7 protein-coding genes and 2 pseudogenes are annotated in these 15,469 nt (G+C 44.9%); 1 reads left to right on the forward strand and 8 read right to left on the reverse strand.

Features of this window, described 5'->3' with window-relative positions; genetic code table 11:
• Nucleotides 1-28 precede the first annotated feature (28 nt).
• Nucleotides 29-2,047: a conjugal transfer protein MobC gene (gene mobC, locus KTG12_RS05985; protein WP_004291482.1), complete on the forward strand. Its 2,019-nt coding sequence runs from the start codon at nucleotides 29-31 to the stop codon at nucleotides 2,045-2,047.
• Nucleotides 2,048-2,353: 306 nt separating this feature from the next.
• On the opposite strand, the pseudogene KTG12_RS05990 reads toward mobC, so the two are convergent.
• The 8 genes and pseudogenes from KTG12_RS05990 to KTG12_RS06025 form a co-directional block, all read right to left on the reverse strand.
• Nucleotides 2,354-4,045, reverse strand: a pseudogene (locus KTG12_RS05990) (P-loop NTPase fold protein); the annotation flags it as partial.
• A gap of 16 nt (nucleotides 4,046-4,061) precedes the next feature.
• Nucleotides 4,062-5,192, reverse strand: coding sequence for an ATP-binding protein (locus tag KTG12_RS05995; protein WP_004291480.1), 1,131 nt, complete (start codon nucleotides 5,190-5,192; stop codon nucleotides 4,062-4,064).
• A 301-nt stretch (nucleotides 5,193-5,493) separates the two neighbouring features.
• Nucleotides 5,494-6,099, reverse strand: a complete 606-nt coding sequence (locus tag KTG12_RS06000; protein WP_004304269.1) for an RteC domain-containing protein — start codon at nucleotides 6,097-6,099, stop codon at nucleotides 5,494-5,496.
• Nucleotides 6,100-6,337: 238 nt separating this feature from the next.
• The gene (locus KTG12_RS06005) at nucleotides 6,338-6,760 is read right to left on the reverse strand and encodes a dihydrofolate reductase family protein (protein ID WP_004291474.1); all 423 of its coding nucleotides are present in this window, start codon (nucleotides 6,758-6,760) and stop codon (nucleotides 6,338-6,340) included.
• 279 nt (nucleotides 6,761-7,039) lie between these two features.
• Entirely contained in the window at nucleotides 7,040-8,362 is a 1,323-nt protein-coding gene (locus KTG12_RS06010; protein ID WP_004291471.1) for a sigma-54 dependent transcriptional regulator, read from the reverse strand.
• Entirely contained in the window at nucleotides 8,355-10,673 is a 2,319-nt protein-coding gene (locus tag KTG12_RS06015; RefSeq protein WP_004291467.1) for an ATP-binding protein, read from the reverse strand. The genes KTG12_RS06010 and KTG12_RS06015 overlap by 8 nt, the downstream gene beginning before the upstream one ends.
• Nucleotides 10,673-12,598: a tetracycline resistance ribosomal protection protein Tet(Q) gene (gene tet(Q), locus KTG12_RS06020; RefSeq protein ID WP_004291466.1), complete on the reverse strand. Its 1,926-nt coding sequence runs from the start codon at nucleotides 12,596-12,598 to the stop codon at nucleotides 10,673-10,675. Before tet(Q) ends, KTG12_RS06015 begins: the two co-directional genes overlap by 1 nt.
• A gap of 657 nt (nucleotides 12,599-13,255) precedes the next feature.
• Nucleotides 13,256-15,400: pseudogene (locus KTG12_RS06025) on the reverse strand (helicase-related protein); the annotation flags it as partial.
• Between the last annotated feature and the right edge of the window lie 69 nt (nucleotides 15,401-15,469).

Below are 15,469 nucleotides of genomic sequence, written 5' to 3' on the forward strand. Positions count from 1 at the left end.
AGAGTATCAACAATTAAAAAATCAATGTATGTCACAACAAGAAGACGATTTGAGGGCATTGGCGAAAATCATGGATTTTCTGCGTGCCGTGAGTATCATTTTAGTGGTCATGAACGTGTACTGGTTCTGCTACGAAGCCATCCGGCTGTGGGGCGTGAACATCGGCGTGGTGGACAAAATCCTTCTGAACTTCGACCGCACGGCGGGGCTGTTCCATTCCATTCTCTACACGAAGCTGTTTTCCGTCCTTTTGCTTGCCTTGTCCTGTCTGGGTACGAAGGGTGTCAAGGGTGAGAAAATCACTTGGGGGAGAATCTGGACAGCATTTGCCGTCGGGTTCGTGCTGTTTTTCCTGAACTGGTGGTTGCTGCCCCTGCCGCTGCCGCTTGAAGCGGTGACGGGACTGTATGTCCTTACCATTGGAACGGGCTATGTCTGCCTGTTGATGGGTGGTCTGTGGATGAGCCGCCTGTTGAAACACAATTTGATGGAGGATGTTTTCAACAACGAGAACGAGAGTTTCATGCAGGAAACGAGGCTTATCGAAAGCGAGTATTCGGTCAATCTGCCGACACGTTTCTATTACAGGAAACGCTGGAACAACGGTTGGATCAATGTAGTTAATCCCTTCCGTGCGTCCATCGTGTTGGGTACGCCGGGCAGCGGCAAGTCCTATGCCGTGGTAAACAATTTTATCAAGCAACAGATTGAAAAGGGCTTTAGTCAATACATCTACGATTTCAAGTATCCCGACCTATCTACTATTGCCTACAACCATTTGCTGAACCACCCGGACGGCTACAAGGTAAAGCCGAAGTTCTATGTGATCAACTTCGACGACCCGCGACGCTCTCATCGGTGCAATCCCATTCACCCGGATTTTATGGAAGATATTACGGATGCCTATGAGAGTGCCTACACAATAATGCTCAACCTCAATAAAACGTGGGTGCAAAAGCAGGGCGACTTCTTCGTGGAGTCACCTATCATTCTGTTTGCCAGTATTATCTGGTATCTCAAAATCTATCAGAACGGGAAGTTTTGCACGTTTCCCCATGCTATCGAGTTTCTGAACCGCCGTTACGAGGATATATTTCCGATACTGACCTCTTATCCGGAGCTGGAGAACTACCTTTCGCCGTTCATGGATGCGTGGCTTGGAGGGGCTGCGGAGCAGCTCATGGGTCAGATAGCGTCGGCAAAAATCCCGCTTTCGAGGATGATTTCACCGCAGCTCTACTGGGTGATGTCAGACAGCGAGTTTACGCTGGACATCAACAATCCCGAAGAGCCGAAAATCCTCTGCGTGGGTAACAATCCCGACCGTCAGAATATCTACGGTGCGGCACTCGGTCTGTATAATTCCCGTATCGTGAAGCTCATCAACAAGAAGGGGATGCTGAAGTCATCGGTCATCATCGACGAGTTGCCCACAATATACTTCAAAGGGTTGGACAATCTTATAGCTACCGCCCGAAGCAACAAGGTTGCCGTGTGTCTGGGCTTTCAGGATTTCAGCCAGTTAGTGCGTGACTACGGGGACAAAGAGGCGAAAGTGGTGATGAACACTGTCGGCAATATTTTCTCCGGTCAGGTGGTGGGGGAAACAGCCAAGACGCTCTCCGAGCGGTTCGGTAAGGTGTTGCAGAAACGGCAGTCCATCTCCATCAACCGGCAGGATGTTTCCACCTCCATCAACACGCAGATGGACGCGCTCATTCCACCGAGTAAGATTTCCGGGCTTACGCAGGGAATGTTTGTCGGTTCTGTATCCGACAACTTCAACGAGCGTATCGAGCAGAAGATTTTTCATTGCGAGATTGTGGTGGATGCCGAAAAGGTGAAACGGGAAGAAAGTGCCTACAAGAAAATTCCCGTCATTACAAACTTCACGGACGAGGACGGCAACGACCGCATGAAGGAAACGGTGCAGGCGAACTACCGGCGCATCAAGGAAGAGGTGAAGCAGATTGTGCAGGAGGAACTGGAGCGTATCAAAAACGATCCGGTGCTGTGTAAACTGCTACCAGATAATGAGACTGTCTAACAAGTCCCCAAAATTGAAAATTATCCCTATCGAAGTTTGAAGTGACCCCCAAAAGTTGGATACAATTTTTTTGGGGGGCACTTCAGTTCTGACGGGTAAAATCGTAAAATTCGGACTTGTTAGACAAATACTTACGCGGTTTCAACCTCAGGTACTGAATCTATCGAATTGACAAATTTAACCAATTGCGGATCTGAATCTTTTTGTATGAGGTTTCGGAGACTCTTTTTCAATTCATAAGCATCATCCCCTGCTGTATTTATTAAATCCATATAAAAATCTTTGTTTTGCAGAATCAATGAACGGCGTGTCTAAATGCAACAGCAGTTCTTGGTATTCGACAGGGAACACCTGCTTCTCTATGGATTCTTTTAATTTCAATTGTGCTATTCTTTGCCATACACGCAGAATAACATCGCTCTTTCGAGTTAATTTATGCAAACAATGTATAATCTTATCGATAAGCGCATTGTCCATACATTGTATAACTTCTTCTAATACAGTGTCAAATTGTTTATTAGTCTCTGCATATTGATTTATGTCGTGGTCTTCTTCTCCGTTGATGCAGCCTTCAATATATTTTTTCAATGGAATTTGTCGAGCATCTTCAACATCGACACCATATACCAAAGCTGCAATTTCGCGTTGTGTTTGCAGATCATTGTTAATTATTGTTTGAATGCCATTCAGATAGTCGCCGGACAATATTTGTTCTACTGGATTTGCCAGAATATCCGTCTTCTTCAAACAGAACAATGCTATGTTTATCATCAAAATTTCGTTACACCACTCTTGTTTAAGAGCGACCATCTCATTGATATATGATATAATTTCCCTAACATTGGCATTAGGATTTACCAATCTGAATATCCGATTTATAGTTTCTTTCGCTTCATTTTCTGTTTCTCCAAATGCTTCAACAAACAGTTTGTTGAATATACTTCGATAGTCGGTAATAACAGGAGGAGCAACACGATAAACAATAGGGAAAGTTTTATTGATAAAATACTTGGTCAGTTGTTTCGTTTGTTCGTCGGTCTCATCTCCGAATGCACAAGCTAAATGTGTTTCATCGAAAGGAATAACAGCCCAAACATTTTCAAAACCGCTATCGGCGAAGAACGTATGGATAGAAGACCATAATTCTTTTACTTTTTCAGCGGGGAGACGATCCATGTTGTCAAAAACAAGGACTAATTTACGTTGTCCTTTTTCCTTGATAAAATCAGAAATGTCTTGCATCCATGTTTTGAACTCGTAAACCGTTGGTTCGTCTTCGCTCAAAGTCTCATAGCAAACGTCCTTTTCGACTTTATCTTGATAAATAGCTAACATATAACTCCATCCATATTTATGATCTTTGCTATATGCCCATTTCCAAACGCACAATGCAATAAGAACTGGCAGTGCAGCTATGATAATAGACAATAAAGAAAACCACCATGTTGTGGGTGTAGGTTTTACTGCATACGCAATAAATGTAAATATCGGAGTTAAAACTGCAACCAAAAATGCCGCAACCATACCATTACTGATAAGGGGATATTTTTCGGTTACGGTCTCCGTTTTACGGGCTAATAAATATTTCAGCTTTTCAGACCATGATACGGTTTTCGTACCTCCACCTTTGACTTTTATTGTTGCATTTCCAGATAGGATACCATCATCAATAAGTTTGCTTGTAAGCAATTCCAATATAGAGCGGCGTTGCAAGTCCTCTTGATGTCCCCATGCGTCATACTCAAAAAAGTAATAGTCGTCTGATAATTCACGTTCCAACATTTTAACCACGTTGGATTTTCCAGATCCCCAAATACCTTCGATGCCGATAATTCGAGGTAAAGTACATTCCTCATCCAATGAATCATTCTGACAAAAATGGCGAGCAATAGTTTTTGCCAACCTTTCTTGCGAACCTCCATCGAATTTGTCAATACCACACGGTTTATTTTGGATAAACCGCGGATATTGCTGTTTGGATTGTAGTTTTGTTTCCATATACGTAATTTATTGATTATACGAACTCCAAATAATTCTCCCGATTTACCACATGAAACTCGGCATAGGGATAGGCTTCTTGGAAGGCTTTCGGTGCGGCCGGCATTTTATTTCCCCACTTGAACTCCAAGGCGGTAAGACTGTCGGCACTCTCCTCAATCAGGTCGATTTCCTGTTTGTCGTAGGTGCGCCAGAAATAGAACTCCCTGTGCAGTCCCTCATTGAAGTTCGCTTTGCGCCGCTCTCCGATGATGTAGTTCTCCCACAGCGCACCGACATCCTGCCGAATGGCCAGCGGTGAGAAAGCCCCGATAATGGCATTGCGAATGCCGTTGTCGTAGAAGTACCACTTGCCAGCTTTTGTAACCTCCTTGCGTAGGTTACGCGAATAAGCCCCCAGACGATAGATAACGAAGACCTTTTCCAATAGGTCGAGGTATTTTTCAACGGTCGTCTTGCTCATGCCGAGTTGTTTACCTAACTCTTCGTAAGAAACTTCGCTGCCCAACTGAAAAGCTATCAATCGCAGTAGATCGCGCATCTTGCTCGAATTTTTTAAGCCGTCAATTGCTAAGATATCTTTAAGCAGGTATGCACCGACAATATCACGTAGGTAGTCTGTTTTACGTTCATAGTTCTCCATCATTACTACTTCGGGATAGGAACCGTAAATCAAGCGCGCTTCGAGGTTCTGGCGGGTTTCAAGTGCCGTTTCCGTCTGTGCGATTTCCCGTTGCGAGAATGGTGTAAGGAGAAATTGCGTACTGCGGCCGACCAACGGTTCACCAGTCTTATTCAGCAAATCGAATGACGAAGAACCACTTGCCAAGACACTTATTCCCGGTATTTCATCAACTATCAACTTCAGAATACTACCGATTTGTGGTATGTTCTGTGCCTCATCAATAGCCAGCAAATCAATACCATCCAATAAATGCCGATAATTGGCTATTGAGCGATTCTCCAATAGTGCTAATGTGTCGTAGTCTTCGCCGTTGAGCATCATCGTCCTACCTGAATAGTTGTCCACAATTTTACGCATCATTACCGTTTTACCAACACGGCGAGCACCAAAAATCAGTACTGCTTTATTGGGCGCGATTCGTGCTGTAATCTTCTCTTGAAGTATTCTATTTACTGTTTCCATACCTTATAAAATATAATGCAAAGATAATCATATTTTTTTAATTGGCGAATTTTACAAAAAAAACGGGCTATTAAATGGCGATTTTTACAACCACAATCTTATGGAAGTTGTTTCATTGTTTTTAGTAATGATATATGTTCATACTATGATGACTCAATAATTTACCAGACATACGTTTCTGAAATTTGTCCTTATAGGAATGAAAAACTCACATATATTGTGCTAATTAATATATAATTAAATGAAAATAAAAAGACAGGATACGAGTATTCCTGTCTTCTCATATGTAATGGATATTTTTTTATTTTCTCATCCGCTCCAACTCCTCATCACGCAACATTCTCTCGTTCAGTTTTTCCTGCATCCTGTCAATGAAATAGGTGCGGCTTTCGTTCTTCCGGCGTTTGATATCAGTGTAGAAGCGGTAGCAGTCTTTAGAATCAACCCCGAATATCTTATAGAGAAGTGGGGCGAGCTGTTTGAGCGGCATATTGCCGTTGTTGATGCAGCCCATCACGTCTATGCCGTAGATAAGTTCCACGAGGTCGATGGCATTGCCCGTCCATTGAAGAAGGCTGGCGGTGGTTTCTGTTGCGTTGTTGGCGGATATTAGTGGTGGCACTTGGGGCGTGGCAAGGAATTTCTGCATCTTTCTTACGAAAGACAGAGCCTTGCTGACGTAGGCGGCAATCTCTCTTTTTTCTTCTGACAGATTACGTACGGGATGGTGCTGCAACTCGATTTCGATGTAGGCAAGCGCGATGACGGTAAGGTTCATGTCCATGCCGCCGTTGCACAGTTCGATCACTTGGGTGGCGAAAGCCGTGTATGCCGTTTCCATATTGCAGTCGCCGGCTTCGTTTATCAGGCGGAAAAAGTCGGTTTCCGCCAGCAAGAAATAATTCATGGTTCTGTCAATTTTGAAAATTACACTTTGTTTTCTGCGTGCGCACATGAATATAATTGGCAAAAAACGCGGCAGAAAATAAAAAATCCAACACTCAATTTTACAAAGTGCTGGATTTCAGAGGTATAAAATTCAGTATTTTTTCACAAGGACAAATTATCTCCGACTTAAATTGTTTGTAATCGGAACATTTATTCTATTCCTGAAAATAGAAATGTATGCTTGCCGCACATTTTGGCTATCTTGCTTTTTTATCAAGGATATAGATAATGCGACATACACCGTTGGGATAGCTTTTCAAAGAGGAAAGCGTCCAGTGTTGCTCTGGCAGAGCCGACTTAAAAAAATGTCGTCCGCTTCCGGATATGAAAGGAACGGTGTATAGTATGATTTCATCCACAGCGTGCATCCGCAGCAGTCCGTTTATATAGTCTGCCGTGTCCGGTGTGGCTTCCGCGAGGTAACGGATGTTTGTGCAGTCTTTTCTCCATTCGTGCAGCATTGAAATGGAATAGTCCGGTGTCACACGGTAAAAGGCTTTCTTCCTGATTTCATCAAGACCGCAACGGTCAAGGCACAAATCCTGATGTGCTTTATCATATAACTCTGAAGAAAGACATCCGTCCATCGTCAGTACGGCGAGAATCTGAACTTTACCCATAATCGTTTCCTTTCGTTAGGCAAGGGTAAAAAAGTAGCGTGCAATTCACACTACCTTCAAGCGATGGCTCTGGTAAAGCCTTTACGGAGAGTACGTGAATGCACGCTATGCGTAAGCATAGCATAAGCATCACGCAATCGTCTCCGTAGTTCCAATTTACCAGATTTTCGCTTGAAACGCCTTGCGGTCTTATCCTATATGTTGGCGGCGAAAAGCTCCTGCCAATCGCCGTTTTTCTCAAATGTTATGCAAAGATAGCCAAATTCAGTGAATTACGGGCTATGATTGCTTGAATTTATATTTAAGTCCATACTCTTCAAGTTTGCTGTATAGTGTTGTCCTGCCTATGCCGAGCAGTTCTGCGGCGACACTCCGGTTGCCGTTTGCCTGTTTCAACGCACGCAATATCCGCTCCTTATCCTCCGCGTCATTGCGCAAGGCGAAGCTGACAGTAGAGGTCGGTTTCGTCACGGCAAGTTCCAGATGCTCTTTCATGACAACACCTTCCTGCGCCTGCAATACAGCACCCATAACTTTCTGCCGAAGTTCCCGCACGTTGCCCGGCCATGCGTGTGTCAGCAACGCTTTACGTGCTTCGGAACTGAACCCGCTCACGCTACACTCCAGCTCTCTGTTTGCCATATCACGGAAGAACTCTGCCAGCGGCATAATGTCTTCTTGACAGTCACGCAACGGAGGAACGGTTATCCCGAAGTCGTGCAGGCGGTACAGAAGATCCTGCCGAAAACGCTTTTCATTCACCGATACCTCCAAATCTTCATTGGTAGCAGCGATGATGCGGACATTGAAATTCCGGTCTGCCTTGTCTCCGACCGGGCGATACCGCCTCTCCTGTATGGCACGGAGCAACATCTGTTGGGTTTCCAACGCGAGGTTTCCTACCTCGTCCAGAAACAACGTGCCGCCTTCCGCCTCATGGAAATATCCTTTCTTGGCATTGTCCGCACCTGTAAATGCACCTTTGACGTGTCCGAAGAAAGCCGACGGTGCAAGCTCTTTGGAGAGTGAACCGCAGTCCACCGCCACAAATGGCTTGCCTGCACGTTTGCTCTTGTCATGCAACAGGTGGGCAATATGCTCCTTGCCCGTGCCGTTCTCACCAAATATCATCACGCTCATATCGGTGGCGGCTACCAGCCTTATGCGGTGCATGATTTTCTGAAAGGCGGAACCTTCACGGGCGAATATAGGCATACGGCGTTGTCCTGCCTGACGTTCTTTCAGTATGGAACGGATCAGGGGGACAAGTTTATCCTCCACAAGCTGTTTGGGAATATAGTCTATCGAGCCGAGTTTCATGCTTTCCACGGCGGTATTAACTTCGGCGTAGTCGGTCATAATGATGAAGGGCTGCATCTTTCCCTCCTTTCGCATCCAGCACAAAAGGTCTATGCCACTGCCGTCAGGCAGACGCAGGTCGGCAACCACGATATCATTATCTGTTGCCTGTTGCAGATGTTTCTTCGCGGTTGAGAGGTGGTAAGCCTTCATATTGCGGTAGCCCTCCCGTGACAGCATATTGCAGACATATTCGCAATACACGATGTTGTCTTCCACCACAATTATTTTTGTCTTATTCATCTTCGTATTTTCTCCTTTCCTCTTCTGCCAACCGTATTATTTCCACTCCCTTATCCAGCACGGCAGTCACGGCATGGCTTAACGCTTCACCATCCGGGAGAGCATCGCCACGAAGCAATCCGTAAAGTACATTCAGCGGTTGGTCGGCACGGAGCACCTCCCACGAACTGCGCAGGTGGTGGATCAGGGAATCCAGCTTTTGCAGGTCTTTTTCTTTTGCTGCATCCCGTACCGCCTGCATTTCCTTTTCTGTTTCAGTTATCAACTTTTCCAGCATGACGGCTTCATTGCCATAGGACAATAAGGCGGAAAAGTCCGGTTTCCCGTCCGGTGTCGCTTTTATGGCACACCTGTCGGAAACCTCCATCAGTTCCGATATGGAGAACGGTTTGAACAGGCATCCGGCAAAGCCTTTTGCCAATAGTTCCCCTTTGTTACAACTGCCCGAAGCGGTTGCCACAACCACCGGGATTGTTGGTGAATTGCCCACGTTGGACGAACGCAACAGTTCCAGCAATTCGAAACCGTTTATATCGGGCATATTCAAGTCTGTCAGCAACAGGCTGTATTCTTTCTGGCGTATCATTTCCATCAGTGCCGCAGCATCGGTGCAAGTGTCGCAGTGTATTCCTTCTTGGGAATACATCTCTTTCAGCATCAGAAGTAATACCTCATCATTGTCAATGGCGACAACATCATGGAATTTATTGTTATGATAAACAGGTGTATTGCTTGTATATCCAAGCTGTTCTTCAGCTTCCTGCATAGAAATTTCAACTGTGAAACGACTGCCTTTCCCTTTCTTGCTGTCTAAACGGATTGTTCCGCCAAGCATCGACACAATATTACGCATTATGGCAAGCCCAAGCCCGAAACCCTCCTTTGCGGCGGCATTTGATAGACGTTCAAACGCACCGAACGCTTGTTTCTGTTCCTCTTCTGTCATGCCTGTACCTGTATCTTCAACGACCAGTGTCAGAACTCCATTATCATATTCAGTAATCAAAGAAACACCGCCTTCTTCTGTGAACTTGACAGCGTTTGACAGCAGGTTATTCCCGATTTGTATTATTCGCTCTTTGTCGGTCAATACAATGGCATCGTGTCCAGTCTTCACGGACAAGGACAGCCCTTTGTTCACGGCAACAGGCATGAACTCCGTTTCAAGTGTGTGCGTGATTGCTGAAATCCGGCAGGGTGACAGACGGGGCTGTTCCTTGCCGTTGTCCAGGCGGAAGAAGTCAAGCAAAGTGTTAAGCATATCCCGCATACGGTCGGAGGATTGCAGTATGTTTTGGATATACTGCCCGGACTTATCCTCACACTGTTCTTTCCGTATCAGTCCGGCATAGCCTGTTATTGCTGTCAGCGGTGTGCGCAGTTCATGGGTGATAGTATGTACCGCCTTCTTCCTTGACGTTATCAGTGCCTCGTTCCGTTGTACGGATTGTTCCAGTTGCCTTATCAAATCAGTTGTCTTGTGCTTGTATTGTTTAATGCTTTTTGCATCACGATGTATGATGATGTAGGAAATTAACAACAATAGAAGAACGAATCCCATTAAACCGCCTACTTGCATAAATGACTTTTCACGCATGGCAACTATTTCGTTTTCCCGGCTTTGCAGTTCGGTTTGTACCTTTTCTTCTATTTGGCAAATCAATTCTTGCAGTTGTCTGTTAAGTTCTGCATTACGAGCTGCAAGGCTGTCGGCTTGTTCCGACAATTGGCGATCCTGCACTTTCTGTTCGCTGATTACGTTTCTATTGACCGAATGAAGGATAGTGGTTGATACTGCTGGAGTTACTTCCTTTTTTTTGCCGAATATGCCTAAGAAACCTTTTCGTTTTGGCTTTTTGGACTGTTCCTGCACACTTTTCTGTACAATAACCGGAATTTGATTGGCTATCTTCTTGTTAATAGATTGTTGTTCATCCATTAACCGGACTATCTGGAACATCTGTCGTTCCTTATCCTCTAAAAGACTGCGCACACTATCGATGCGCTCTGCTGGATAGGTGGCCTTGAAACGGCAGAGCATACTGTCCATTGCCATACGCCGTGCATGGTAATGCTCGATATCTTTATCGTTCCATTCCAGTATTGTTTCACCCAATAGAGAAAATTTTATCATTTGAATATTGATATTGTTTATTTCTTTTCGGAGCTCGTCTATTTTTTTATTGCCAAGTTCTAATGCTTCTATCTCCTGCCATTCATAGAGGCTATTATATGCCATACATCCGATAAGAATGGAGATAAGTATATATCCCAACCGTATTGCCTTATAGAAATTTCCTGACCGCTCCATTATTTTAATGACATTGATTTTTGGAACATGAATAAAAGTTTATCTTTTTCGTTCATGCGGATATTATCAGAATAACCGTCTTTTGTTATTTGATACCCACATGGCTTAACCATAAAAATGCCTAAGCCCTTAGTGTACGAACTTACTTCTGAGGCATAGTCTTTACTTGTATTTAATGGAACTTTCCCTTTAATATGACACCACTCATTATTACAACTGATGTCTTCAATCTCAGACATCAGTTTTTGCAAATCTGTAATAGCTTTGGAACTCGCTACTTGGGGTATCTGCAACTCAAAACAGAGCATCGGTTCGAGAATGTCCACACCTGACTGTTGCAAAGCCAGCCTGAAGACATAAGGGGTCAGCTGTCTGAAATCAGCAGGTGTACTTACCGGGCTATAATACTCGGCTTGAGTAAAAGTTACTTTCAGATCTGTCACTTCCCATCCATGTAAACCAGATTGGCAAGACATACGAATCCCTTCAAAAACGGCATTTTGAAAAGAATGGTTCAGATAACCATAGGAGATGTCACTTTCGATTTGCAACCCTGCCCCTAACGGTAAGGGTTCAAGAGTCAGCCCTATTGTGGCCCAGTAAGGGTTGGGTGGTACTTCGATCTGAATAATCTTATTGACCTTTTTTATAGGTCGTTCTTTGTAGATAGTCTTGATCTCATCAAAATGGACCTTTACGGAAAATCGTTCTTCCAGCAATGTCTGTATGATTTCCTTTTGGGTCAAACCATATAACGAGATTTCCAATTCATCACTATATGAGTTTATGGAAAAGGACAAAGACGGGTCTTCAATCCACAATGTATTCAGAGCGGATATCACCTTGCTTCTCTCTTCGGGCTTATTTGGCCGGACGGAGGATTTGAGAGCGGGATGCTGATGAGATAATCCTTGAATCAAACAAGGTTTAGCACCTAAATAATCTCCGATTCGAAAATCTTCTATATCTTCTACAATCGCGATATCATTGGCACCCACTTCATCAACATTTATCTCTCTGCCCTGATAAATAGTCTTTAGATTTTTAATCTTGATGAATTTTTCCGAATCGTTGATTCTTACAACGTCTCGAAGTCTCAGACTTCCGTCAATTATTTTAAGAAAACTTCTTTTATGCCCTTTGGGGTCATGCTCTATCTTATAGAGATAAGCTGAAAGTCTGTTTGAGACTGATGCCGGAGGAAGTATAAAAGAAGAAATGGCGTCCAACAACTCATTGATACCGATATTGAACATTGCTGATCCATGTAGCACCGGATAGACTTTGGCTTTTGCCACAAGAGCGATTATCGTATTCCAATAATCAGCCGGTGAAATTTCGCTATCCGCCAAATATCGTTCTAATATATCGTCGTCATGGTTGCATACAAATTCTTTGTATTCTTCCTTTATATATGTTTGGGAGCAAACCGGATAAACCGATCCATCGACAACAGTTTGCATAAACAGGACATCTTGCGACAGATTTGTTTTTATATCCATATACAAACGCTCCAAATTCACACCGGCACGGTCAATCTTATTGATAAATATAATTGTCGGGATTTGCAGCTTTTGTAAAGTACTGAACAGCAACTTTGTCTGCGCTTGTATGCCTTCCTTTGCGGATAAGATGAGGACTGCTCCATCAAGCATTTTGAATGTCCGCTCCACTTCCGCAATAAAATCCATGTGTCCCGGAGTGTCAATGATATTGCATTTCACTCCATTCCAGATAATAGATGTCGTAGAAGCCCGGACAGTAATTCCTCTACGTTTCTCTATATCCATAGAGTCCGTTATGGTGTCACCATTATCCACACGGCCGCACTTTTCCGTTGCTCCACTGGCAAACAGCAGATTCTCGGTTACGGAAGTTTTTCCTGCATCAATGTGAGCAAGAATTCCTAAATTTATAATATTCATTTGGATTAAGCAATAATATACTACAGTAGATGCATTGTCGAAACGCACCTTTTAATACCTCCTCGTAGCATATGAGAACTACAGGATTACTAACTCGTATTAATATGTATATTATTACTGCCGCATAACGATTACAAAATTACACAAAAAAATATATCTAACAAAAGTGGGAGGATTTTTTAACTTTTTACCATAGACATTTTATTAGGGAAGCGTAGGTTCAACTGGCAAGTACAAATAAGTAGAAATGTTTGAACAACACCGTTTTAGGAAGTTGAAAAATCAAGTTTCTCTCTCGGTATAGCGTTTATTTTGGCCAATATCTTCTTTAGTTTAGCATTTGTGTATTTCCCATTCGTGTTCTATTTAGCTCCTTATTATGAGTATGTAGCAAGTTACTTATCAAATTCAGCCTCTTTGAGGGTCAAATATGGTTTTGCAAATGGTGACTGACAAGACATAAACAAGGTCAGCAGGAATTTTTTACATAAATGGACATGAATGTATATAACCTAAAATAAGAATAAATTTTAATAAGGGCTGCCCAAAAAGAAAAAAATGCAGTTGCCATCCTATAGATACTTGCAGAAAGGATAAAATTTACTTTTAGACCTTTTGGGATAGCCCTTATTAATACTTCAGATAAAATTCCTTAGGTTATATTTTCAATCCTTTGGACCGGGTTTCCTCCTTGGCATACAGTCCCGGACGCCCGATTATGACATGGTTGGCAACGATACTATCCGCCGGACTGCGTATCTGCGGCGGTGCATTTTCGGGATATTGCGCCTGCCTGTTCCTCACATCTTCCGCTTCCGGCTTGAGCTGTTGCCCTTCATTCTCCTTTTCTGCGACTTCGGGCGTGGGTGGCGCAAGCTCCAGCTGAATTTTTCGGTCAAGGGCGGCAAGTTCGGACTTCAACTGCTTCAGCTCGTCCTCCTTCTTCCACACCTTACCCGCTATCTCCTGTAACTGCGGTATCTCCATCTCCAGCACCTCGTTCTTCGCCTTGTACTGGTCGATGATGGAGGGTATCCTCTCCATCGCGTTGAGGAAGTTGCGGGCGGCGGCCAACGGGTCAGCCATCGCCAGATGCCCGTTGTTGTAGGTGTACTTGTAGTTCCCCTCGACCACGAAGCGGTTGTCGGTGAACTCCAATCCCTCTTTGAGTATCCTTTCGCTCACCACCTTTATCGGAAAACCGTAAAGTTCACCGACCTGCGTGTACAACCCTCCGGTCGTGGCATTCTTGGCTATCTCCTGCAAACGCTTTCCGATGACCTTCTCATCGGCGGAATCCACTCCGTCCACCTTTATTATATTAAGGCGGTTGCCCTCCTTGTCGGTCTGCACCACCGACAGGAAGCGGTTCCAGTCCTCCGTCATGGCATCTATGAAAGCCGTGTTGTTGCGCAACTCGCCGGTCTTTGACTCCAGCTTGAACTCCGAATCACGCTTGCCCTTGTTGAACGACTTGCGTTCCCCTTCGAGCGATGCGATCCGCTTTTCCAGTTTCGCCTTGTCCAACAGGTCGGTATTGCCGGAGAGCAACGCCATGTATTCCGAGAAATTCATGCCCGATTTTTCGTCCATTGCCCCCTCGTCGATGGTACGCGCACCCATCGCACCGCTTTTGAGCTGGCTTATGAAAGTCTGCTTGCAGTGCAGGAGGTTGAACTTGTAGCTGTCCAGTGACTTCTCCACCGCGTAGATGATTACATCCACGTTGTTCCCGGCGAAATGTTTGGCAATCTCATTACCTGCCCTAACTCCGCGTCCGTCACGCTGTTGCAAGTCGGACGGTCGCCACGGCGTATCGAGATGATGGATAGCCACACACCGTTTCTGGGCGTTCACACCCGTTCCGAGCATAGAGGTAGAGCCGAACAGCACACGCACCGTCCCGGCGTTCATGGCGTCTATCACCGCCTTCCGCGCCTTGTCGGTCTTGCACTCCTGAATGAAGCGCACCTCGCTTGGCGGTATACCGTAGTCCTCCGTCAGTTTGCGCTTGATTTCCGAATAGACGTTCCACCCGTCGCCCGGCTGGTATGTCCCCAAATCAGAGAAAACGAACTGCGTGCCTTTCTGGGCGTCGTATTTTTGATAATACTCCGCGATCATCTTGGCACAGTGACTCGCTTTGTTGTCGGGATGATCTTCGTAATTCGGGTCTATCATGCGCATGTCGAGTGCCATTTTCCGGGCATAGTCCGTGGCGATGAGCATCTTCGCCTTTTCTTCCGTTTCCGAAAGCGGCAGCCTGCCCAACAAGGTGGCATCGCCCGTCTTGGCGAACTGCATCAGTTTCTGTATGAAGTCCTCCTGTTCCGGCGTGGGCGGTATATGGTGCAGTATCTCGTTCTTGGCAGGACGGTCAACGCCCACATCCTCCGCCGTGCGGTAGTCCGTGATTTCATTATAGAAGGCGGCAAGCTCCGGCACTTTGATGAAGTAGCGGAAACGCTCCTTCTGGACCACATTGTTCGTCACGTTAAATTCAAAATCCGTCGTCTTCTTGGCAAATATCGCCGCCCAAGCGTCGAAACACCTTATGTCCTGCCGTTCCAGCTCCTTCGGGCGCAGGTACTTGAACAGCAGGTACAATTCAGTCAGTGAGTTGCTGATAGTCGTGCCGGAGAGGAAGGTCGCACCCAAGTCTTTTCCTGTGCGCTCCTGTATGGTGCGTATGGCAAAGAGCATGTTAAGTGCCTTCTGGCTTCCCTCGCTGTTTCCCAATCCCGCCACACGGTCGTGGCGCGTGTTGAAAGTCAGATTCTTGAACTGGTGGCTCAAATCCAAAATTTCGGATTTATGCCATTATCAGAACTTTTAGGAATTTCCGATAAAATTATTCAATTGTTTAGCAAT

It is taken from the genome of Parabacteroides sp. MSK.9.14 (genome assembly GCF_019041495.1).
In the GTDB taxonomy this organism is placed as follows: domain Bacteria; phylum Bacteroidota; class Bacteroidia; order Bacteroidales; family Tannerellaceae; genus Parabacteroides; species Parabacteroides merdae.